We start from the raw sequence: 19,445 nt of genomic DNA, 5'->3' as shown, positions 1-19,445 counted from the left end.
GGCTACTTACCAGCCTTTCCGACCTTGCGGCGGATGACCTCGCCGGCGTACTTGACACCCTTGGCCTTGTACGGGTCGGGCTTCCGCAGCTTGCGGATGTTGGCGGCGACCTCGCCGACCTTCTGCTTGTCGATGCCCTCGACCGAGAACTTGGTGGGCGACTCGACCTTGAAGGAGATGCCCTCGGGCGCCTCGATCATGATCGGGTGGCTGTAGCCAAGCTGGAACTCCAGGCCGGAGCCCTTCGCGGCGACGCGGTAACCGACACCGCTGATCTCGAGAGCCTTGACGTATCCCGTGGTCACACCGGTGATCATGTTCGCCACCAGCGTGCGGGACAGGCCGTGCAGGGCCTTGTTCTGACGCTCGTCGTTCGGGCGGATGACGTTCAGAACGCCGTCCTCACCCTTGGCGACAGCGATGGGCGCAGCGACGGTGTGCGTGAGGGAACCCTTGGGGCCCTTCACGACGACCGTACGGCCATCGATGGTGACGTCCACGCCGGCGGGAACCGGGATGGGGAGCTTGCCGATACGAGACATAGCTATTCCTCCGTTCCCGACTACCAGACGTAGGCGAGGACTTCCCCACCCACGCCCTTCTTGCCTGCCTGCTGACCGGTCAGGAGACCGTGGGACGTGGAGATGATCGCCACGCCCAGGCCGCCGAGGACCTTCGGCAGGTTGGTGGACTTCGCGTACACGCGCAGACCGGGCTTCGAGATCCGCTTGATGCCCGCGATGGAGCGCTCACGGTTCGGCCCGAACTTCAGCTCGAGGACGAGGTTCTTGCCGACCTCGGCGTCCTCGACCTTCCAGCCGGTGATGAAACCCTCCTGCTTGAGGATCTCTGCGATGTGCGACTTGATCTTGCTGTGCGGCATCACGACGGAGTCGTGGTACGCCGAGTTAGCGTTACGCAGACGCGTGAGCATGTCTGCGATCGGGTCAGTCATGGTCATGAAGTGGCCTTCGGCCTCTCTCGCCGGGGTTTCCTGTATGCGCCATCCCTCTCCCCACTCAGTGGCGGGACGGGTGCGGTGCGGGGACCTACGGCGTAGTAAGTCGATAGGGCGGCGGACGCCCAACCCCACAAGCCTACGGCATGCGGGCAGGGCGGTCCGCCGACCTGATGCTTACCGAGAGCGTCTGGAAAACCTCAACACCCAAAGGGCGGGAGGATTTACCAGGAGCTCTTGGTCACGCCCGGCAGCTCGCCACGGTGAGCCATCTCACGAAGGCAGACGCGGCAGAGGCCGAACTTGCGGTACACGGAGTGGGGACGACCGCAGCGCTGGCAGCGGGTGTACGCACGCACACCGAACTTGGGCTTGCGGGCAGCCTTCGCGATGAGAGCCTTCTTCGCCATCTCGCTTACGCCTCCTTGAAGGGGAAGCCGAGGTGACGGAGGAGCGCGCGGCCCTCAGCGTCGTTGGTCGCCGTGGTGACCACGGTGATGTCCATACCCCGGGTACGGTCGATCTTGTCCTGGTCGATCTCGTGGAACATGACCTGCTCCGTGAGACCGAAGGTGTAGTTGCCACGGCCGTCGAACTGCTTCGGCGACAGACCACGGAAGTCGCGGATACGCGGCAGCGCGAGCGACAGCGTACGGTCCAGGAACTCCCACATGCGGTCACCGCGGAGGGTGACGTGGCAGCCGATCGGCTGACCCTCGCGCAGCTTGAACTGCGCGATGGACTTGCGGGCCTTCGTGACGGCCGGCTTCTGACCGGTGATCGTCGTCAGGTCGCGGATGGCACCGTCGATCAGCTTCGAGTCACGGGCGGCGTCGCCGACACCCATGTTCACGACGATCTTGACGAGGCCGGGGATCTGCATGACGTTCTCGTAGGAGAACTCCTCACGCAGCTTGCCCGCGATGTCCTCGCGGTACTTCGTCTTCAGACGCGGAGTGGTAGCCATCAGATGTCCTCACCCGTGCGCTTGGCAACGCGGATCTTGTTGCCTTCGTCGTCGAAGCGGTAACCGACGCGGGTGACGACCTTCTTGCCGTCCTTCTCCACGACCAGCTGCACGTTGCTCACGTGGACCGGGGCCTCGGTGATGACGATGCCACCGGCCTGGTTCTGCGCGGCCTTGGTGTGCTTCTTGACCCGGTTGACACCCTCGACGAGGACGCGGTTCTCAGCGGGGAAGGCAACGATGACCTTGCCCTGCTTGCCCTTGTCCTTACCGGTGATGACCTGGACCAGGTCGCCCTTCTTGATCTTCATGCTTACAGCACCTCCGGCGCGAGCGAGATGATCTTCATGAACTTCTTCTCGCGCAGCTCACGGCCCACGGGGCCGAAGATACGGGTGCCGCGAGGGTCGCCGTCGTTCTTCAGAATGACGGCGGCGTTCTCGTCGAAGCGGATGTACGAGCCGTCCTGGCGGCGGCGCTCCTTGACGGTGCGAACGATGACCGCCTTGACGACGTCACCCTTCTTCACGTTGCCACCGGGGATCGCGTCCTTGACGGTGGCGACGATGACGTCACCGATGCCCGCGTAGCGGCGACCGGAGCCACCGAGAACACGGATGCAAAGGATCTCCTTGGCACCAGTGTTGTCGGCGACACGCAGTCGCGACTCCTGCTGGATCACGTCTATCTCCTGTTTGTCTGCCGGTTCCCGGCCGGGGCTTCACTGAAGCCCCGGCCGAGCCTGGCGGAACTGACCTGAGGGAAACCCCTCAGGTTGATTACTTGGCCTTCTCGAGGATCTCGACGATGCGCCAGCGCTTGCTCGCCGACAGCGGACGCGTCTCCATGATGAGGACGCGGTCGCCGACGCCGGCAGCGTTCTGCTCGTCGTGCGCCTTGAGCTTGTTCGTACGGCGGATGACCTTGCCGTACAGCGCGTGCTTCACGCGGTCCTCGACGGCGACGACGACGGTCTTGTCCATCTTGTCGCTGACGACCAGACCCTCACGGGTCTTGCGGAAACCGCGCTCGGTCTTCTCAGTCACGTTGTTCTCGCTCATCAGGCGCTCTCCACCGTCTCGATACCGAGCTCACGCTCGTGCATCAGGGTGTAGATGCGAGCGATGTCCTTACGGACGGACTTGAGCCGGCCGTTGTTCTCCAGCTGACCGGTGGCCGCCTGGAAACGGAGCTTGAACAGCTCCTCCTTGGCCTCGCGCAGCTTGGCAACGAGCTCCTCGTTGCCGAGCTCGCGGAGCTCGGACGCCTTGGTTCCCGTCGCCATCACGACTCACCTGCCTCGCGCTTGACGATGCGGCACTTCATCGGCAGCTTGTGGGCCGCACGAGTGAGGGCCTCACGCGCAATCTTCTCGTTCGGGTAGGACAGCTCGAACATGACCCGACCCGGGTGCACGTTCGCGATCCACCACTCCGGCGAACCCTTACCGGAACCCATGCGGGTTTCGGCCGGCTTCTTCGTGAGCGGACGGTCCGGGTAGATGTTGATCCAGACCTTGCCGCCACGCTTGATGTGACGGGTCATCGCGATACGAGCGGACTCGATCTGGCGGTTCGTCACGTAGGCGGGGGTAAGCGCCTGGATGCCGTACTCGCCGAACGAGACCTCGGTACCGCCCTTGGCCATACCGCTGCGCTTCGGGTGGTGCTGCTTGCGGTGCTTGACCCTACGAGGGATCAGCATGACGGTCAGGCCTCCGTTCCGGTGCTCTCGGCCGGAGCGGCAGCGGGAGCCTCGGCCTTGGGGGCCTCGACACCAGCAGCCTGCTGCGGCTTGCGGCCACCACGGCCGCCGCGCTCGCCACCACGGCCACCACGGCCGGCGGGACGGTCGCCAGCGCCGGCACCACGGGCCGGGCGGTTACCCGCACGGGCCGCAGCGTTCTCGGCGCGAACCTCGGCGATGTTCTTGACGTCGCCCTTGTAGATCCAGACCTTCACACCGATACGGCCGAAGGTGGTCTTGGCCTCGAAGAAGCCGTAGTCCACGTTCGCGCGCAGCGTGTGCAGCGGCACACGACCCTCGCGGTAGAACTCGGAGCGGGACATCTCGGCGCCGCCGAGACGGCCGCCACACTGGATCTTGATGCCCTTGGCGCCGGCCTTCATCGTGCCCTGCATGCTCTTGCGCATGGCACGACGGAAGGAGACGCGGGAGGAGAGCTGCTCGGCAACGGCCTGGGCAACGAGCTGAGCGTCGAGCTCGGGGTTCTTGACCTCGAGGATGTTCAGCTGGACCTGCTTGCCCGTGAGCTTCTCGAGGTCGCCGCGGATGCGGTCGGCCTCGGCGCCACGGCGGCCGATGACGATGCCGGGACGGGCGGTGTGGATGTCCACACGCACGCGGTCACGGGTGCGCTCGATCTCAACCTTCGAGATGCCGGCGCGCTCCATGCCGGACGTCATCATCCGACGGATGGCGACGTCTTCCTTGACGTAGTCCTTGTACAGCTTGTCGGCGTACCAGCGGGACTTGAAGTCCGTGGTGATGCCGAGTCGGAACCCGTGCGGGTTTACCTTCTGGCCCATTACCGGGAACCTTCCTTGCTGCTGACGACCACGGTGATGTGGCTGGTCCGCTTGCGGATCCGGTAGGCACGGCCCTGGGCACGCGGACGGAACCGCTTCAGGGTCGGGCCCTCGTCCACGTACGCCTCGCTGATGACCAGCGTGGAGGCGTCCGGGTGGTTGTAGTTGTGCGCGGCGTTGGCGATGGCGCTGTCCAGCACCTTGCCGACCGGCACGCTCGCGGCCTGCGGGGCGAAACGCAGGACCGCCTGAGCCTCCGTGGCATCCATGCCACGGATAAGGTCCACCACGCGGCGGGCCTTCATGGGCGTGACGCGGATGTACCGCGCCTGGGCCCTGGCTTCCATGGTTGTCCCTTCGGTGTAAGTCATAGTCGTAACCACCCCGCGATTAGCGGCGCTTCGACTTCCGGTCGTCCTTGACGTGGCCGCGGAAGGTGCGAGTCGGCGAGAACTCGCCGAGCTTGTGGCCGACCATCGACTCGGTGACGAACACCGGGACGTGGGTCTTGCCGTTGTGCACCGCGATGGTGTGACCCAGCATGGCCGGGATGATCATCGAGCGACGGGACCAGGTCTTGATGACGTTCTTGGTACCAGCTTCGTTCTGAGCGTCCACCTTCTTCACGAGGTGGTCGTCGACGAAGGGTCCCTTCTTGAGACTGCGCGGCATCTAAACCCGCTCCTAGCGCTTCTTGTTCGTCTTGCGGCGGCGGACGATGTACTTGCTCGAAGCCTTCTTCGGCGAGCGAGTACGACCCTCCTTCTGACCCCACGGGGAGACCGGGTGGCGACCACCACTGGTCTTGCCCTCACCACCACCGTGCGGGTGGTCAACCGGGTTCATCGCGACACCGCGGACGGTCGGGCGAACGCCCTTCCAGCGCATGCGGCCGGCCTTGCCCCAGTTGATGTTCGACTGCTCGGCGTTGCCGACCTCGCCGACCGTGGCGCGGCAGCGCGCGTCGACGAGACGGATCTCACCGGACGGCATGCGGAGGTGGGCCATCACGCCCTCCTTCGCGAGCAGCTGCACGGAGGCACCAGCCGAACGCGCGAACTTGGCGCCGCCACCGGGGCGGAGCTCGATCGCGTGGATCGTGGTACCGACCGGGATGTTGCGGAGCGCGAGGTTGTTGCCCGGCTTGATGTCGGCCGTCGGGCCGTTCTCGATCCGGTCACCCTGCTGCAGACCGCGCGGCGCGATGATGTAGCGCTTCTCGCCGTCGGCGTAGTGCAGCAGCGCGATGCGCGCGGTGCGGTTGGGGTCGTACTCGATGTGCGCGACCTTGGCCGGCACGCCGTCCTTGTCGTGACGACGGAAGTCGATCACGCGGTAGGCGCGCTTGTGGCCACCGCCCTGGTGGCGAACGGTCACACGACCGGTGTTGTTACGGCCGCCCTTGCTGTGCAGCGGGCGGACCAGCGACTTCTCCGGCGTGGACCGCGTGATCTCGACAAAGTCGGCGACGCTGGAGCCACGACGGCCCGGGGTCGTCGGCTTGTACTTGCGGATACCCATTTCTCAGTCCTCGTCCGATTCCGGACGACTAGACCTCCGTTAGGAGGCCTGGCCGCCGAAGATGTCGATACGGTTGCCCTCGGCAAGGGTCACGATGGCGCGCTTGGTGTTGGCGCGCTTGCCGAAACCGGTCTTGGTGCGCTTGCGCTTACCCTGACGGTTGATCGTGTTGACCCCGGTGACCTTGACCGAGAAGACCGCCTCGACGGCCTGCTTGATCTGGGTCTTGTTGGCGCCGGGCGCGACGATGAACGTGTACTTGTTCTCGTCCAGCAGCGCGTAGCTCTTCTCCGAGACGACCGGCTTGATCAGCAGGTCGCGCGGGTCGGTGAAGGTCTTGCTGGTAACGGTCGCCTCAGACATCAGGCGTCGCTCCCTTCGGTCTCATCGGCCTTGGGGCCAGACACGAAGGACTCGAAAGCGGCCTGGGTGAAGACCACGTCGTCAGAGACGATCACGTCGTACGTGTTCAGCTGGCCCGGCTCCAGGATGTGAACCTGGGGCAGGTTGCGGGCGGACAGCCACGAGGCCTCTTCGCTGCGGTCGACGACCAGGAGCAGGTTCTTGCGCTCCGAGATCTTGCCGAACAGCGTCTTGGCGGCCTTGGTGGAAGCGGCACCCTCGACCACGCCGGTGACGACGTGGATGCGGGAGTGACGCGCACGGTCCGAGAGGGCACCGCGGAGGGCGGCGGCCTTCATCTTCTTCGGGGTCCGCTGCGAGTAGTCACGCGGCTGCGGGCCGTGGACGACGCCACCGCCGGCGAACTGCGGAGCGCGGGTCGAACCCTGACGGGCGCGGCCGGTGCCCTTCTGGCGGTACGGCTTGCGGCCACCACCACGGACTTCGCCACGGGTCTTGGTCTTGTGCGTGCCCTGACGGGCAGCAGCCAGCTGAGCGACAACGACCTGGTGGATCAGCGGAACGCTGGTCTTCGCGTCGAAGATCTCCGCGGGGAGCTCGACGGTACCGGCCTTGTCGCCTGCCGGCGAAAGGATGTCAATGGTGCTCATTACCTCAAGCCCCCTTGGCCGCGGTACGGACCAGGACGAGGCCGCCGTTCGGACCGGGGACCGCACCCTTGATGAGGAGCAGACCCTTCTCCGCGTCAACCGCGTGGATGGTCAGGTTCTGGGTGGTGACGCGCTCGTTACCCATGCGACCGGCCATGCGCATGCCCTTGAAGACACGCCCAGGGGTGGCGCAGCCACCGATCGAACCGGGGGAGCGGTGCTTGCGCTGCACACCGTGACCGGCGCCGAGGCCCCGGAAGTTGTGCCGCTTCATGACACCGGCGAAGCCCTTGCCCTTGCTGTTGCCCGTGACGTCAACCTTGACGCCGGACTCGAACACCTCAGCAGTGATCTCCTGGCCGAGCGTGTACTCGCTGGCGTCGGAGGTGCGGAGCTCCACCAGGTGGCGGCGGGGGGTCACGTCGGCCTTGGCGAAGTGGCCCTTGAGGGGCTTGTTCACCTTGCGCGGGTCGATCTCGCCGAAGGCGATCTGGACCGACTCGTAGCCGTCGATGTCGTTCGTACGGACCTGGGTAACGACGCAGGGCCCGGCCTTGACGACGGTCACCGGGACGACACGGTTGTTCTCGTCCCAGACCTGGGTCATGCCGAGCTTCTCGCCCAGGACGCCCTTGATCTGCTTTGCCATCTTCTCGACGCCTCTCAGAGCTTGATCTCGATGTCAACGCCGGCCGGAAGGTCCAGGCGCATCAGCGAGTCAACGGTCTTGGGCGTCGGGTCGAGGATGTCGATCAGGCGCTTGTGCGTGCGCATCTCGAAGTGCTCGCGCGAGTCCTTGTACTTGTGCGGCGACTTGATGACGCAGTACACGTTCTTCTCAGTGGGCAGCGGCACCGGGCCCGCGACCGACGCACCAGTGCGGGTCACCGTCTCGACGATCTTCTTCGCCGAGGAGTCGATGACCTCGTGGTCGTAGGCCTTGAGCCGGATGCGGATCTTCTGTCCCGCCATGGCTACTCCGTAGTCCTGTCTCTATGTGGAAACGCTCTGGCCCTCGGTCGGCTGCGGGACTTGGTCCCGCGGCTTCTCTCCGACCCACGCGGTCGGGCGTGTCGCACACCCTCTACAGAAAATTCCCATACGGAAATTCCCTCGTCCAAGGGGGTGCGGTCCCTGTGACCGCGTTTCGGGGGAGAAACACCCACCGAGCGCCTGGTGGGCGCCGTGCTGACACTTCCCAGAAGATTCCCGTACGTCCGCCCCCATTGCTGCCCCGAGAGGCAGATTAAGGACGACGAGTACTGTGGGACTCGCTTCCGGTCCCCCCGGCGGGAGGCGCGCAGCATCGGCACTCAGCCGAGCAACTTGAGTAGTCTGCCATACGAGGCACGTACCTGGCCAATCGGGCCGAAGAGAATACCCCGCCACGCTGAGTGGTCAAACCGCCCCACCCCTGTCCCCCGCGCGGGGTATTCCGCCGGGTCAGGACCGGGACACCGTCCCGCAGCCCTCCTGGGTGCCCGCCCCGATGCTCTTGCTCCGGTCGTACGGGTCCTTGGGGGTTCCGGAGGGCGTGGATCCGGCCACGGGGTCCGTGTCGAAGCCGGGGTGCATGTAGCCGTCGTAGACCTCGCAGGCGCTGTTGGCGAGGTCTACGCGGAAGTCCGCGAGCCGGAGCTTTCCGGCGGTGACCTGCCACTTGCGCGGGTCGGCCACCAGGAAGGTGATCTCGCGGCGCACGATGGTGCGCTCGACCTGGTCCGCGCCCGGTGCGGCCTTCACCAGCGGGTACACGAACGAGTAGTCGGCCCTGACGTGGGCCTGACCGGCTTCCTTCCCGGCTTCCACCCACATCCGGCCGCGGACCTTGACCACCTCGCCCACGGGCTTCACCTCGGCCGGGTCGTACCGGGTGAACAGGCTCATCGGGTCCTGCTCCTTGCTCGGCCCGGCCAGGGACTTCTCCAGGTCCGCCGACACCTCGGTGTGCTCGGGGTCCAGCAGGGCCAGGGCCGCCGCGGGCCGCTCCCCCTTCAGTGCCGCCGGGTCCAGATTGGACGCGACCAGGAACGCCTTGGCGTTCCGGAGCGCGTCGGCGATCTTCTCCTTGGGCACCCCGCCGACGGCGGCGGCCTCCGGGAGCTCGATGCCGGCGGCGCCGTCCGCCCACTGGAGGGCCGGAGAGCCGCGGAAAGGTTCCTGCAGGGTCGGGCGGTCCGGGTCCGCCGACGGCGGCGGGGCGGTCGGGCGGGCGGTCTCCGCCGCCAGCGGGCCCGCGTTCCTGGCGTCCTCGCGGGCCTGCGTCCTGCCCGTGATGCGGTCGATGACCAGCTCCGGCCGTACGGCGACCAGCGCGACCCCCGCGATGGCCGCGACGGCCAGCGCGGCCTTCAGCCGCCTCTTGCGCCGGCCGCGGCCCTGCATCTCCTGCCACGCCGGGCCGGTGCGCCAGCCCGGCGGGTCCTGCTCGTGCCGCAGCCTCTCGGTCACCATCCGGGCCCGCGCGGACGGCTCCCGGGGCGCCTCGCCCTCCCCCGCCGCGGCCTGCTCCATGAACCGCGCCCACTCCTCGTCCGAGGGGCTCTGCCCGGCTCGCCGGTCGTCGTCGTTCCTGCTCATTCCCCACCCTGTCCCTGAGCGTACGAGAGGCCCCGCACGTGCTGTGCGGAGCCTCTCACCTGCCGATTCACGGCATTGGATCACTTGCTGAAATACCCGGTGATGTCCGCGAGAAGGTCCACGGAACCGGCGTTGTTGTAGAAGGTGACCTTCCCTTCGACCACGGGGACGATCACCAGGTTCGGGATCGTCTGGCCGCCGGTGAAGTTCAGGTTCGAGACGGTGGGACGAGGGGCCGTCGCCCCGCCCGGGTAGACCGACACGTAGCTGGCCTGCGTCGGGTTCGTCGCCGTCACGTTCAGCACGACGGCGGTGACCCCGGCGGGCAGGACGCCCTCGGTGCCCGTGAGCTGGAGGGTGACGGTGGAGCCTCCCACGACCGGCTTCTGCGGGACGCCCAGGCCTTCACGGGTGTCCATGAGGCGCTTGGGGCCGATGTTGGTCTGCGTCGATCCCGCGCTGCTGTCGGAGAAGTAGCCGGTGATGTCGGCGATCAGGTCGACGGTCCCCGCGTTGTTGTAGAAGCTGACCTTGCCGTCGACCACGGGGACGATCACCAGGTTCGGGATCGTCTGGCCGGCGGTGAAGTTCAGGTTCGAGGCCGTGGGCCGGGGCGCGGTCGTGGTGCCCGGGTAGACCGACACGTAGCTGGCCTGCGTCGCGTTCGTCGCCGTCACGTTCAGCACGACCGCCTTGGCCCCGGCGACGGGGATGTCGAGGCTGACCGCGGTGCCTCCGGCCACCTTCTGCCGCGGGACGCCGAGGCCGTCCCGGGTGTCCATCAGGCGGGTCGGGCCGTAGCTGGTCTGCGTGGCGCCCTCGCCGCTCGACGTGAAGTAGCCGGTGATGTCGGCTATCAGGTCGACGCTGCCCGCGTTGTTGTAGAAGCTGACCTTCCCGTCCGCGACCGGGACGACCACCAGGTTCGGGATCGTCTGGCCGGCCGTGAAGTTCAGGTTCGACGCGTTGGGGCGGGGCGCGGAGGCATCGCCCGGGTAGACCGAGACGTAGCTGGCCTGCGTCGGGTTCGTCGCCGTCACGTTGAGGACGACCGCGGTCGCGTTCTTCATCTCCGGGCTGGTGACCGGGAGGGTGACGGCGCCGCCGCCGGGCACCTTGCCCGTGCGCACGCCGAGACCGGTGCGGGTGTCCATGAGGCGGTTCGGAGTGACCGGGACGAACGTGATGTCCTTGGCCGCCACCGCGACGACGGTGACCGGGAGGCTGGTGGCCACCTTGCCGTTCGTGGTGGTCGCCCGGACCTGGAGGTCGTGGTTGCCGAGGGCCAGCGGCGGTGTCGAGGCCGTGGTCGCCTTGCCCGCGTCCACGACCGGGGCTCCGTCGACCAGCAGCTCGTACTTGGTGACCAGGGCGGGCGCCGTGGTGGTCGACCAGGAGAGGGACACCGGTCCGACGGTGGTCTCCAGGGGGGTGCCCGGCTTCGGCGCCGACCCGTTCACCGTGGTGATCTTCAGCCCGGCGGCGGGTCCGGCCGCGCGGATCGTGCCCAGCTGCGGGTACAGCGAGTTGCCCGGGCACTGGGTGTTGAAGCCGTCCCGGTGGCCCGAGAGCGTCTTGAACTCGTACGACTGGCCCTTGGTGAAGGTGGTGCCGAAGAAGTTGGTCTGGGTGTCGCCCGCGACCAGCGTCGTCGTGCCGTTGATGTCCCCGCCGTACTGGCCGAGCTTGTACGCGGCGATCTTCGCGACGGCGTCGAGCGCGGCGGGCGAGGCGCCCTCGTCCGTGTAGTCGCCGAGGACGGCGACGCCCGCCGACTCGGCGTTCCAGCCGTAGGTGTGCGCGCCGTTGACGGGCTGGTCGACGCCGCCCTGGCGGCCCTCGAAGACCGTGCCGCACTTGTCGACGAGGAAGTTGTAGCCGAGGTCGCGCCAGCCGTTGGTCTGCACGTGGAAGACGTGCAGGCTGCGGACGATGGCCGCGGACTCGCTGCACTCGTAGGCCGTGCCGGTGGTGTGGTGGACGAAGACCGCCTTGACCTTGCCTTCGGGGAGGTAGATCGGGCCCTCGTTGTTCAGGGACTCGTCGGCACCCCACGCGACGCGCGAGACCACGTCCGGCTTGGGCGCGGTGGAGTCGGGGCCGGGGACCGACGGCGGGACGGTGGGCGGGTCGGTGGGCACCGGGTCCGCCGCCGGGAGGGCGAAGGCGGCCGGGGCTGCGGCGAGGTCGCCCTTCTTCGCGGGCTTCGCCGCGCCCGGGTCGACGAGGTTCAGCTCCATCCCCGCGGGGAGTTCACCGGTGCCCCCGCCCACGCGGACCTCGGCGCCGTCGGAGGGGCCGACCCAGACGGGCTCGGTCGCCCCGTGCAGCCCCGGGCGCTTGCCGTCGAGGCCCGGCTTGGCCACGTCCAGGGTGATCCACTTCGACCACTTGCCGGTCTCGGCGTCCCGGGTGCGGGCCTCGATGGTGCCCTTCACCTGGGCGGAGGGGTCCTTCCAGGAGACACCGAGGAGCCCGAAGGGCTTGGTGTCCTGCTGGGAGAGGACGGCCTTGCCGGTCCCCTTCGGCTTGAGCGCGAGCCTGTGGACCTTGCCCTCGACGGGAGCCTTCGCCCTGCCGGTGGCCTGGTAGCGCGCGCCCGCCTGCTCGTCCAGGTCGTCCGCGCCGAATCCGTTGGCCGCTCCCTGGAAACCGAGTACCGCTACGACCCCGAGCGCGGCGGCAAGAGCCGTCCCGCGCACTCGTCCTGGTTTCAACGTGTTCCCCAACCCCTGTTGAGAGTCAAGCAGTGACACCTGCGAACGGGCGGATGCTACGGGCAGGAGGTGTCGGGGAGGTCGGCGGGGTCAGGTTCGAGGCGCGGGCCCCGGTCGCTCAGTGGCGGCGCCAGAGCACCCAGCCGTACTTCTTGTCCACCTTGGCCACGTACCAGCCCTCGGGCGCGTGCGGCCAGGTGTCCTGCGGCGTGGCGTCCTCCTTGGCGAGCTGGAGGAGCGCCGCGTCCGCCTTCGCCGGCGGCTGTTCGCCGTTCTCCAGGTCCCGCGTCCAGACCCGGCCCTTGTACACCTCGTACGCCTGCGCCATCCGCATGCCCCAGTCGATGTCCCAGTCCATGACCAGGTTCTCGCCGGGCCGCAGCCCCGCGGCCTTGGTGAAGCCGCTGGCCTGCGCCCTGCTCCGCTCCGGGTACACATTGGCGACGTTCGCGGTGACCGTGACCGTCGCGTACGTGGCGAGCAGGGCCAGCGACACCCCCAGGGCCCAGGTGACCCGGCGCCCGCCGGCGAGGCGGAAGAGCACGCAGGCGGCGAGCACCAGCAGGGCTCCGGCGACCGTCCGCCACATGTGCACCTTGGTCCACTCGGAGGCCAGGAACAGCGCGTCGGGCATGGCCCACTTGATGATCGGCACCTTGTGGAGGTTCCTGCCCGCGGACAGGATCACGAATTCGGCGCTCAGGACGATGAACAGCACCGCGCCCAGCACCAGCCGCAGCAGCGCACCGGCTCGCGCGCGGTGCAGGACGGCGACGCCCACCAGGAAGAAGGCCGGCACGAGCGGGGCCAGGTAGCGGGCGTAGATCCAGTTGTCGACCCGGTCGTCCGGCGGCAGTCCGGCGGCCGCGGCGAGCGCGATCCCGCACAGCAGCGCGACCATGACGAAGGAGACCACCCGCGAGGCGCGCGTGAAGCGCGGGCTGAACACCGCGAACACGCACAGGGCGAGGGCGAGCGCGCCGAAGCCCCAGGAGGAGACGCAGAAGTACCAGAGCTGGCCGACGGTACGGGTCACCGTCTGGCGGAGCATGCCGGCGTCGAACAAGGTGTCGAAGACCTTGGCGCCCACCTCGCTCGGCGGCGTGTCGCTGAACTGAGCCCGCAGCCAGGCCTGGAGCAGCATGGCGCCCGCCACGGAGACGGCGAGCCCTCCCCAAGCGGCGAGCGTCGACTTCAGCGGCGCCCACCTGAAGACGAGCGCGGCCAGCAGCACCACGCCCGTGAGGGCGACCACGACGCCGCCCCGGTCGTGCACCGACATGGCGTACCCGGCCAGCAGGCCGACGCCCGCCCCGTACCGGACACGGCGGCGCGGCTCGCCCTCGCTCAGCCAGCCGTGCATGGTGATCAGCCACCCGAGGAGGACCACCGGCAGCAGCGTGTCCGACATGACGAACTCGGAGTAGAAGATCACCGGCGGCATCAGCGCGGCCGCCGTGGCGATCAGGACCGAGAGGCCCTTGGACAGGTCGAGCCGCCGGAGGGCGACGTAGACGAGCGGGAAGACCAGGGCGTTGATCAGCGTGTTGATGCCCATGACCAGGTGGTACGCGGTGGCCGGGTCGTCCGCGAACCGCAGGGCCGGGGAGATCAGCAGCGGGTAGCCGCCGGGGATCACCTCGCCGACGGGGCTCTCCGTCACGGACCCCCCGGCCAGCACCCGCGCAAGCACCAGGTACGTGTCCTCGTCCGCGTGGACGGACGGGTAGCTGTTGTGCAGCACCAGGGAGAGCCGGAACAACACCTGGGCCAGGTAGCCGGACACGAGGACCACGGGCCAGAACCACGGCCTGCCGGCGAGGGACTTCCCCTGTGCGAGCAGGCGCTCGGTCCTGTCCGGCCTCCCGGCCGTCCCGGGTGTGGACACGTCGGCCGCGTCGGTGGTCTCGGTGACGGACTGCACCCCTGGCACTTCCTGTTCTGCATCGGGTTTGAAGACCCTCGAACGCCTCGGCGCGCGGTCCTCGTCCCGGCAACGGTACCAAGGGCGATCAATCGATGGCCCTTGGTTCACACAGTGAAGCCGCCCTGCGCCGACAGGTAAATTGGCGGCCATGACTGTCACCGCTCCCGCTCCTGTGCCGGCGTCAGGCCCGGCCCCGGCAGCCGATCGCCGGACCCCGCACGAACGCGGCGGCGGATTCCCCCGCTCCTTCGCCCTGCTGGCCGCGGAGGCCGCCACGGCCTTCGGTACCGCCCTGCTGCTCTTCGTACTGTGCATGCGCATACGGATCAACCCGCTGGACCGGATCGGGCAGGTCAGCGGGCTGGCCGGGGTCCAGCTGCGGCTCCTGGTGGTGCTGGCGGCAGTCCTCCTCGGCTACTTCCTGCTCGCCCGGGTCAGGCCGGGCGCAGCCGTCCGGCTCGGCGCGGCCGCGGTCGCCGGTCTCTCCTCCGGTGTGACCGCCTCCGGGATCGTGATGGCCCTGCGCGGCACGATCTGGCCCATTTCCGCCAACACCGGCGACCTCGGGAACCTCCAGCAGTGGGCCTACAACGTCATCGACGGCGGGTCCATGCCACCCGAGTACCCGCCGGGCTTCCCGCACGTGCTCGCCTGGACCGCGGAACTCTTCTTCGACGGCCACGTGCAGGAGGCCTCGAAGTGGGTCATGCTCGGCTTCCTCGCCATCGGCGGGCCCGTCGCCTACCTGGCCTGGCGGATGCTCCTGTCCCCGCTGTGGGCGCTCGGGATCGGCGTGACCGCCTCGCTGCCGCTGATCGACCCGGTCAAGCCGTACAGCGCGCTGGTGCTGGTGGTCGTGATCCCCGTGTTCGCGAAGCTGGTACAGGTCGTCCAAGAGGCCTCGAACCGCGGCCGCAAGATTTCGGCCCTCATCGGCGCCGGACTCGGCGCGCTGCTCGCCGCGCTGTTCCTGCTGTACTCGGGCTGGTTCGTGTGGTCCTCGATCGGCGTGGTCGTCCTCTTCGCCATCGTGCTGGTCGGCCTCGCCCGCCGGAGCGGGATGCGCGGGCTCCTCGACGGACTGCTCCCGCTGGCGTCGGCCGTCGTGGTCTTCCTCGCGCTGGCGGGGACGTACATGATCCGGCTGCTCGGCGCGAGCGGGGCGACCAAGGACTCGTACTTCTACTTCGACACCTACAGCGACCCGGCCTACTTCACCATGTGGGGCAGCTCGCTGCCGGGCCCGCTGCGCACCGTCGGCTACTCGGATCCCGCGGAACTCGGCGGCGTCGGGCTCTTCACCCTCGTGCTGATCGCCGGGCTGGGCCTGGCCTTCGCGCTCGGCCTGCGCCGGCCCCTGGTGCTCACCCTGGCCGCGTGCACCGGCAGCGCCTTCTTCCTGCGCTACTGGTACGCCTCGCACATGGCCCGCGACCAGGCCGTGCAGCTGTACCCGCGCACCAGCCAGCAGATCATGTACTGCCTGCTCGCGCTGACCGGAGTGGCCGTGCTCCTGCTCTCCGACCGGGTCCGCGAGTGGGTGCGCGCGGGCGGGCTGAAGCTGCCCGGCCGGGTGACCGCGGTCAAGCCGCGCGCCGCCGTGATCGGCGTGCTGTGCGCGCTGGGGCTGCTCTTCGCCACGGCCGGATCGGCCACGGCCTACACGTACATGCCGAAGAACCCCTCCGACAACTCCCTCGGCGTGCTCGCCTGGTTCTCGCACAACGTGCAGCAGCCGAACGGCGCGTGCCCGCACTACGCGGACAAGCACGTCTGCACGCCGTACGAGCCGCCGAAGCGGTCGAAGAAGCACTGACCTCGTACGGAAGAGCGGCCTGCCGCCGGTCCCGGGACCGGCGGCAGGCCGCTCTTCCGTCACTACGAGCCCGCGGGCCCTCAGCCCTGCCCGGCGGTGAAGACGTGCCGGGCCAGGACCCGGACGCCCTCGCGCTGCCTCCGGCGCAGCGCGCCCGGCAGCATCGTGAGCGCGTGCAGGCGCGAAGCGCTGTGGAAGCGCGCCGCGCGCGCCGCCCGGGACCAGCCGCGGGCGTCCATGCGGCGGGCGACCGCGGAGAAGTAGCGCTCGGCCTCGGTGAAACGGGTGCCGGAGAACGCCTGGAGCGAGGACTCGCTGACCTCGTGCCTGCGGTAGCGGAACACGGTGGCCGAGTTGTCGATCACCATCTGCTCACCGTCCTCGAGCAGGTCGACCACGAGCGCCAGGTCCTGGATCACCGAGTACTCGTCCCGGAAGTTCACCCGGCGCAGCGCCTCGCCGCGCCAGGCGATCGAGGGGAAGTAGAGCCAGTTCCCGCGCAGGACGCTGGCGGCCAGTTCCTCGCCACCCATCACCCGGCGGCCTTCGACCCGCGGCGCGTACAGCCGCTTCTTGGCGGTGTCCACCGCGCCCTGCGCCACCACGCCGGCGCCGTCGATCACCTCGACGCCGGGCTGGACCATGCCGATGCCCGGGTGGGCCCCGACGAGCCCGCGCACGGTCTCCAGGTAGTGCGGGAGCAGCAGGTCGTCGCAGCCCATGACGACCACGTGATCGGCCTCGGAGAGATCCACGCACTTCTGGAAGTTCCTGGTGATCCCGAGGTTCCGCTCGTTGCGGGTGTAGTGCACCCGCTCGTCGCCGAGCTGCGCGAACCATCCGGGCACGTCCGGTTCCGTGCCGTCGTCGATCACGACGAGCCGGAAGTCCGGGTCCGTCTGCGCCAGGACGCTGCGGACGGCGTCCTGCATCTGCCGCACGTCCCCGTAGTACGGGAGCATGAAGTCGAAGGACACCATGTGTTTCTCAGGCCTTTACGGAATCCGGGCCGACGGAGGAATCGGCTTCCGCGGCTGCCCGTGCGGGGGCCGGCACGTCCGCGCCGAGGCGGGCGTCGTTGTGCCGGATGCCCTCGCTGATGGCCACCGTCCGGGCGAGGTCGGTGATCTTCTTCTCGAGCGAGCGGAAGCGCAGGAAGGTGTTGAGCGTCAGGAAGCCCATCGCGAGGACCATCACGTACAGCACCAGGTCGGTGCCGCGGCCGACGCCGAGCTGCTGGGCGACCCACGTGACGTCGGTCGGCCGGAGCACCGCGTACACGTTGACGACGACGAACGCCGAGAAGGCGATGCGCTTCCAGGCCCGGTTCTTGGCCTGACTCCAGGTGCGTATGAACATCAGCGCCATCGACACCGAACCGGCGATCAGGAGCAGCTGGATCCAGAAGTACTTCATCGACGCCCACGCTCCCGCAGCGAAATGTCAAAAAGGATGTTGACGCCGTTGATCAGGGACTGGCCCTTGGCGCGTGAGTAGTCCGTGTAGAGGATGTCCACCGGCACCTCGGTGACCCGCAGGCCGGAGCCGGCCAGGAAGCCGACGAGCTCGGATGCGTGGGCCATGCCGTTCATGGTGATGTTCAGCTGCTCGGCGGCCTCGCGGCCCAGTACGCGCAGGCCGTTGTGCGCGTCGGTGAGCTTGAGCTTGCGCGCGGTGGGGCTGACGGCGGCGGCCGTGCGCAGCACGACCTGCTTGATCCACGGCACCTGGCCGTTCTGCTCGATGAAGCGGGAGCCGAGCACCACGTCGGCCTCGTCGGCCCGCAGGACGGCGACCATCGTCTCGACGTCCTTGGTCTGGTGCTGGCCGTCCGCGTCGAAGGTGGCGAAGTAGCGGGCGCCGGGCTGGGCCAGCGCGTACGTGAGGCCGGTCTGCAGGGCCGCGCCCTGACCGAGGTTGACGGGGTGGCGCACCAGGTGGGCGCCGGTGGCCGCGATGTGCTCGGCCGAGTCGTCGGTGCTGCCGTCGTCGACGACGACGATGTTGGGGAACGTCTTGCGGGCCCCCTCGACCACGTCGGCGATCACCTGGCCCTCGTTGAAGGCCGGTATGACCAGCCAGACGTCGTCGTATTCGGACACGGTTGCTCCAGCGGAATGCGGCACGTGCGAGTGCTCTGTGATCGGTGTGATGTCGTGGGCCGGCGTGGTCATGGTCCTACGGCCCCCACGCCCAGGCCGCTCTGGCGGGCCGTGCGCCGGGATCCTTCACCGGCTGCCACGACGGTCGGGGGAAGCTCGGCCTCAGAACTGCCAGCATAGCGAGCGCCACCACCGCAAAACCGCGACCGTAGGCAACGATCAGGTTCAGCTCCGCGGTCACCGCGCCCGGCAGGGGGTTCATCCCGTGCTGCCGCTCCTGGCCCGTTCCGCGAGCGCGAGGAAGCCGGGCGTGGCCAGTGCCTCCGTCAGCTGCTCGTGCCAGTCGGAGAGGGGGGCGAGGCCCGCTTCGGCCCAGCGGCCGTGCGCGAGCACGCTGAAGGCGGGACGGACCGCAGGGCGGACGAACGCCTCCGACGTGGTCGGCCGGATCCGCTCCGGGTCGAGGCCGCTCAGCCGGAACGTCTCGCGGGCCAGCCCCATCCAGGTGGTCCGCCCGCTCGCGGTGCCGTGGTAGATCCCGGCGGGGGCGCGTCCCTCCAGTGCGGCCTGCCCGAGTTCGACGAGGCGGCGGGCGAGGGAGATCGACCAGGTGGGCTGGCCGTGCTGGTCGTCGACCACGTCCAGGGTCTCGCGCTGGGTCGCCAGCTTCAGCATGGTGGCGACGAAGTTGTTCCCGTTGTCGCCGTACAGCCACGCGGTCCGGACGATGTAGCCCTGCTGCGGCAGCAGCTCCGTGACGGCCTGCTCGCCGACCAGCTTGGCGCGCCCGTAGGCGTTGACCGGGCCGGGCTCGGCGTCCTCGTCGTACGGCTCCGTGGCGTTGCCGGGCAGCACGTAGTCGGTGGACAGGTGCAGCAGGCGCGCACCGGCGTCGGCGCAGGCCGCGGCGAGGAGGCGTACGCCGGTGCCGTTGACGGCGGTGGCGGCTTCCTCGGCGGTCTCGGCACCGTCCACGTCGGTCCAGGCGGCGCAGTTGACGACGACGGCGGCGCCCTCGACGGCGGCCCGGACCGCGGCCGGATCGGTGATGTCGAGATCGTCGTGGCCGAGGCCGACGGCCTCGATCCCGGCGGCCTTGAGCTCGCTCATCACGTCGTGGCCGAGCATCCCGGCGGCGCCGGTGACCACCCAGCGCGGTGCGGTGGCCTTCGCTGCGTACGAGCTCATCTCTGTACGGCCGCCTTCGCCTTGAGCGGCTCCCACCAGGCGCGGTTCTCGCGGTACCACGCGATGGTCGACGTGATGCCGTCCTCGAAGGTGACCTGCGGGGCGTA

Annotated in this window: 25 protein-coding genes; 1 reads left to right on the top strand and 24 read right to left on the bottom strand. The window is 68.7% G+C overall.

The genetic code is table 11. The features are described 5' to 3' along the window. Positions 1–2 precede the first annotated feature (2 nt). The 20 genes from rplF to ACIGFK_RS40165 form a co-directional block, all read right to left on the bottom strand. Entirely contained in the window at positions 3–542 is a 540-nt protein-coding gene (gene rplF, locus ACIGFK_RS40260; RefSeq protein WP_376660050.1) for a 50S ribosomal protein L6, read from the bottom strand. Positions 543–562: 20 nt separating this feature from the next. Continuing rightward, positions 563–961, bottom strand: coding sequence for a 30S ribosomal protein S8 (gene rpsH, locus ACIGFK_RS40255; protein ID WP_008739698.1), 399 nt, complete (start codon positions 959–961; stop codon positions 563–565). A 221-nt stretch (positions 962–1,182) separates the two neighbouring features. Further along, the gene (locus ACIGFK_RS40250; protein ID WP_003956452.1) at positions 1,183–1,368 is read right to left on the bottom strand and encodes a type Z 30S ribosomal protein S14; all 186 of its coding nucleotides are present in this window, start codon (positions 1,366–1,368) and stop codon (positions 1,183–1,185) included. 5 nt (positions 1,369–1,373) lie between these two features. Beyond that, positions 1,374–1,925: a 50S ribosomal protein L5 gene (gene rplE, locus ACIGFK_RS40245; protein WP_030154702.1), complete on the bottom strand. Its 552-nt coding sequence runs from the start codon at positions 1,923–1,925 to the stop codon at positions 1,374–1,376. Next, positions 1,925–2,236, bottom strand: a complete 312-nt coding sequence (gene rplX, locus ACIGFK_RS40240) for a 50S ribosomal protein L24 (RefSeq protein ID WP_150258782.1) — start codon at positions 2,234–2,236, stop codon at positions 1,925–1,927. Before rplX ends, rplE begins: the two co-directional genes overlap by 1 nt. A 2-nt stretch (positions 2,237–2,238) precedes the next feature. Then, on the bottom strand, positions 2,239–2,607 hold the full coding sequence (gene rplN, locus ACIGFK_RS40235) for a 50S ribosomal protein L14 (RefSeq protein WP_003956455.1): 369 nt from the start codon (positions 2,605–2,607) through the stop codon (positions 2,239–2,241). A gap of 97 nt (positions 2,608–2,704) precedes the next feature. Next, positions 2,705–2,986, bottom strand: coding sequence for a 30S ribosomal protein S17 (rpsQ, locus tag ACIGFK_RS40230; protein WP_030008467.1), 282 nt, complete (start codon positions 2,984–2,986; stop codon positions 2,705–2,707). Continuing rightward, positions 2,986–3,210 (bottom strand): 50S ribosomal protein L29, encoded by a 225-nt coding sequence (rpmC, locus tag ACIGFK_RS40225; RefSeq protein ID WP_079429299.1) that lies wholly within the window; start codon positions 3,208–3,210, stop codon positions 2,986–2,988. Before rpmC ends, rpsQ begins: the two co-directional genes overlap by 1 nt. Continuing rightward, on the bottom strand, positions 3,210–3,629 hold the full coding sequence (gene rplP, locus ACIGFK_RS40220) for a 50S ribosomal protein L16 (protein ID WP_150258780.1): 420 nt from the start codon (positions 3,627–3,629) through the stop codon (positions 3,210–3,212). The genes rpmC and rplP overlap by 1 nt, the downstream gene beginning before the upstream one ends. A gap of 5 nt (positions 3,630–3,634) precedes the next feature. Beyond that, a complete protein-coding gene (gene rpsC / locus ACIGFK_RS40215; RefSeq protein ID WP_363060139.1) occupies positions 3,635–4,474 on the bottom strand; it encodes a 30S ribosomal protein S3 in 840 nt (279 codons plus the stop codon). After that, positions 4,474–4,821: a 50S ribosomal protein L22 gene (gene rplV / locus ACIGFK_RS40210; protein ID WP_007265904.1), complete on the bottom strand. Its 348-nt coding sequence runs from the start codon at positions 4,819–4,821 to the stop codon at positions 4,474–4,476. Before rplV ends, rpsC begins: the two co-directional genes overlap by 1 nt. Before the next feature lie 43 nt (positions 4,822–4,864). Then, positions 4,865–5,146 carry a 30S ribosomal protein S19 gene (gene rpsS / locus ACIGFK_RS40205; protein WP_249767356.1) on the bottom strand — a complete coding sequence of 94 codons (282 nt, stop codon included), beginning with the start codon at positions 5,144–5,146 and terminating at the stop codon, positions 4,865–4,867. A gap of 12 nt (positions 5,147–5,158) precedes the next feature. Beyond that, entirely contained in the window at positions 5,159–5,995 is an 837-nt protein-coding gene (gene rplB, locus ACIGFK_RS40200) for a 50S ribosomal protein L2 (RefSeq protein WP_007265902.1), read from the bottom strand. A gap of 39 nt (positions 5,996–6,034) precedes the next feature. Beyond that, positions 6,035–6,358: a 50S ribosomal protein L23 gene (gene rplW, locus ACIGFK_RS40195; protein ID WP_007265901.1), complete on the bottom strand. Its 324-nt coding sequence runs from the start codon at positions 6,356–6,358 to the stop codon at positions 6,035–6,037. Continuing rightward, positions 6,358–7,008, bottom strand: a complete 651-nt coding sequence (rplD, locus tag ACIGFK_RS40190) for a 50S ribosomal protein L4 (protein WP_376660051.1) — start codon at positions 7,006–7,008, stop codon at positions 6,358–6,360. The genes rplW and rplD overlap by 1 nt, the downstream gene beginning before the upstream one ends. A gap of 4 nt (positions 7,009–7,012) precedes the next feature. Then, on the bottom strand, positions 7,013–7,657 hold the full coding sequence (gene rplC / locus ACIGFK_RS40185; RefSeq protein WP_007265899.1) for a 50S ribosomal protein L3: 645 nt from the start codon (positions 7,655–7,657) through the stop codon (positions 7,013–7,015). Between the two features lie 14 nt (positions 7,658–7,671). Then, complete coding sequence (gene rpsJ, locus ACIGFK_RS40180) at positions 7,672–7,980, bottom strand: 30S ribosomal protein S10 (protein ID WP_003948644.1); 309 nt, start codon at positions 7,978–7,980, stop codon at positions 7,672–7,674. A gap of 471 nt (positions 7,981–8,451) precedes the next feature. Beyond that, the gene (locus ACIGFK_RS40175; protein ID WP_376660052.1) at positions 8,452–9,588 is read right to left on the bottom strand and encodes a hypothetical protein; all 1,137 of its coding nucleotides are present in this window, start codon (positions 9,586–9,588) and stop codon (positions 8,452–8,454) included. Positions 9,589–9,668: 80 nt separating this feature from the next. Continuing rightward, positions 9,669–12,305 (bottom strand): N-acetylmuramoyl-L-alanine amidase, encoded by a 2,637-nt coding sequence (locus ACIGFK_RS40170; protein WP_400055847.1) that lies wholly within the window; start codon positions 12,303–12,305, stop codon positions 9,669–9,671. A 118-nt stretch (positions 12,306–12,423) separates the two neighbouring features. Beyond that, the gene (locus tag ACIGFK_RS40165) at positions 12,424–14,229 is read right to left on the bottom strand and encodes a hypothetical protein (RefSeq protein ID WP_376660054.1); all 1,806 of its coding nucleotides are present in this window, start codon (positions 14,227–14,229) and stop codon (positions 12,424–12,426) included. Positions 14,230–14,380: 151 nt separating this feature from the next. On the opposite strand from ACIGFK_RS40165, the gene ACIGFK_RS40160 reads away from it, so the two are divergent. Further along, positions 14,381–16,048, top strand: a complete 1,668-nt coding sequence (locus tag ACIGFK_RS40160) for a hypothetical protein (protein WP_386471828.1) — start codon at positions 14,381–14,383, stop codon at positions 16,046–16,048. 80 nt (positions 16,049–16,128) lie between these two features. Here ACIGFK_RS40160 and ACIGFK_RS40155 read toward each other — a convergent pair whose 3' ends face one another. From ACIGFK_RS40155 to rfbD, 4 genes are all read right to left on the bottom strand, one after another. Further along, positions 16,129–17,028 carry a glycosyltransferase family 2 protein gene (locus ACIGFK_RS40155; RefSeq protein WP_376662386.1) on the bottom strand — a complete coding sequence of 300 codons (900 nt, stop codon included), beginning with the start codon at positions 17,026–17,028 and terminating at the stop codon, positions 16,129–16,131. A gap of 7 nt (positions 17,029–17,035) precedes the next feature. Then, on the bottom strand, positions 17,036–17,464 hold the full coding sequence (locus ACIGFK_RS40150; protein WP_376662385.1) for a DUF2304 domain-containing protein: 429 nt from the start codon (positions 17,462–17,464) through the stop codon (positions 17,036–17,038). Next, entirely contained in the window at positions 17,461–18,150 is a 690-nt protein-coding gene (locus tag ACIGFK_RS40145) for a glycosyltransferase family 2 protein (protein WP_376662384.1), read from the bottom strand. The genes ACIGFK_RS40150 and ACIGFK_RS40145 overlap by 4 nt, the downstream gene beginning before the upstream one ends. Positions 18,151–18,408: 258 nt before the next feature. Continuing rightward, positions 18,409–19,338 carry a dTDP-4-dehydrorhamnose reductase gene (gene rfbD, locus ACIGFK_RS40140; RefSeq protein ID WP_376662383.1) on the bottom strand — a complete coding sequence of 310 codons (930 nt, stop codon included), beginning with the start codon at positions 19,336–19,338 and terminating at the stop codon, positions 18,409–18,411. Positions 19,339–19,445: the final 107 nt, after the last annotated feature.

The sequence above is a fragment of the Streptomyces sp. NPDC085524 genome, assembly GCF_044541755.1.
Classification (GTDB): domain Bacteria; phylum Actinomycetota; class Actinomycetes; order Streptomycetales; family Streptomycetaceae; genus Streptomyces.
The sequence above is the reverse complement of the archived record's forward strand: the minus strand, read 5'-3'. Positions and strand labels throughout refer to the sequence as shown.

Excerpts from the sequence above, each read along its gene's own strand:
- rplP (WP_150258780.1), bottom strand. The coding sequence starts at position 3,629 with ATGCTGATCCCTCGTAGGGTCAAGCACCGCAAGCAGCACCACCCGAAG.
- rfbD (WP_376662383.1), bottom strand. The coding sequence starts at position 19,338 with ATGAGCTCGTACGCAGCGAAGGCCACCGCACCGCGCTGGGTGGTCACC.
- ACIGFK_RS40160 (WP_386471828.1), top strand. The coding sequence starts at position 14,381 with ATGACTGTCACCGCTCCCGCTCCTGTGCCGGCGTCAGGCCCGGCCCCG.
- rplV (WP_007265904.1), bottom strand. The coding sequence starts at position 4,821 with ATGGAAGCCAGGGCCCAGGCGCGGTACATCCGCGTCACGCCCATGAAG.
- rplF (WP_376660050.1), bottom strand. The coding sequence starts at position 542 with ATGTCTCGTATCGGCAAGCTCCCCATCCCGGTTCCCGCCGGCGTGGAC.
- ACIGFK_RS40175 (WP_376660052.1), bottom strand. The coding sequence starts at position 9,588 with ATGAGCAGGAACGACGACGACCGGCGAGCCGGGCAGAGCCCCTCGGAC.
- rpsQ (WP_030008467.1), bottom strand. The coding sequence starts at position 2,986 with ATGAGCGAGAACAACGTGACTGAGAAGACCGAGCGCGGTTTCCGCAAG.
- rplW (WP_007265901.1), bottom strand. The coding sequence starts at position 6,358 with ATGTCTGAGGCGACCGTTACCAGCAAGACCTTCACCGACCCGCGCGAC.
- ACIGFK_RS40155 (WP_376662386.1), bottom strand. The coding sequence starts at position 17,028 with ATGGTGTCCTTCGACTTCATGCTCCCGTACTACGGGGACGTGCGGCAG.
- rpsH (WP_008739698.1), bottom strand. The coding sequence starts at position 961 with ATGACCATGACTGACCCGATCGCAGACATGCTCACGCGTCTGCGTAAC.
- ACIGFK_RS40150 (WP_376662385.1), bottom strand. The coding sequence starts at position 17,464 with ATGAAGTACTTCTGGATCCAGCTGCTCCTGATCGCCGGTTCGGTGTCG.
- rpsC (WP_363060139.1), bottom strand. The coding sequence starts at position 4,474 with ATGGGCCAGAAGGTAAACCCGCACGGGTTCCGACTCGGCATCACCACG.
- rplC (WP_007265899.1), bottom strand. The coding sequence starts at position 7,657 with ATGGCAAAGCAGATCAAGGGCGTCCTGGGCGAGAAGCTCGGCATGACC.
- rplE (WP_030154702.1), bottom strand. The coding sequence starts at position 1,925 with ATGGCTACCACTCCGCGTCTGAAGACGAAGTACCGCGAGGACATCGCG.
- rpsJ (WP_003948644.1), bottom strand. The coding sequence starts at position 7,980 with ATGGCGGGACAGAAGATCCGCATCCGGCTCAAGGCCTACGACCACGAG.
- ACIGFK_RS40250 (WP_003956452.1), bottom strand. The coding sequence starts at position 1,368 with ATGGCGAAGAAGGCTCTCATCGCGAAGGCTGCCCGCAAGCCCAAGTTC.
- rplD (WP_376660051.1), bottom strand. The coding sequence starts at position 7,008 with ATGAGCACCATTGACATCCTTTCGCCGGCAGGCGACAAGGCCGGTACC.
- rplB (WP_007265902.1), bottom strand. The coding sequence starts at position 5,995 with ATGGGTATCCGCAAGTACAAGCCGACGACCCCGGGCCGTCGTGGCTCC.
- rpsS (WP_249767356.1), bottom strand. The coding sequence starts at position 5,146 with ATGCCGCGCAGTCTCAAGAAGGGACCCTTCGTCGACGACCACCTCGTG.
- rpmC (WP_079429299.1), bottom strand. The coding sequence starts at position 3,210 with ATGGCGACGGGAACCAAGGCGTCCGAGCTCCGCGAGCTCGGCAACGAG.
- rplX (WP_150258782.1), bottom strand. The coding sequence starts at position 2,236 with ATGAAGATCAAGAAGGGCGACCTGGTCCAGGTCATCACCGGTAAGGAC.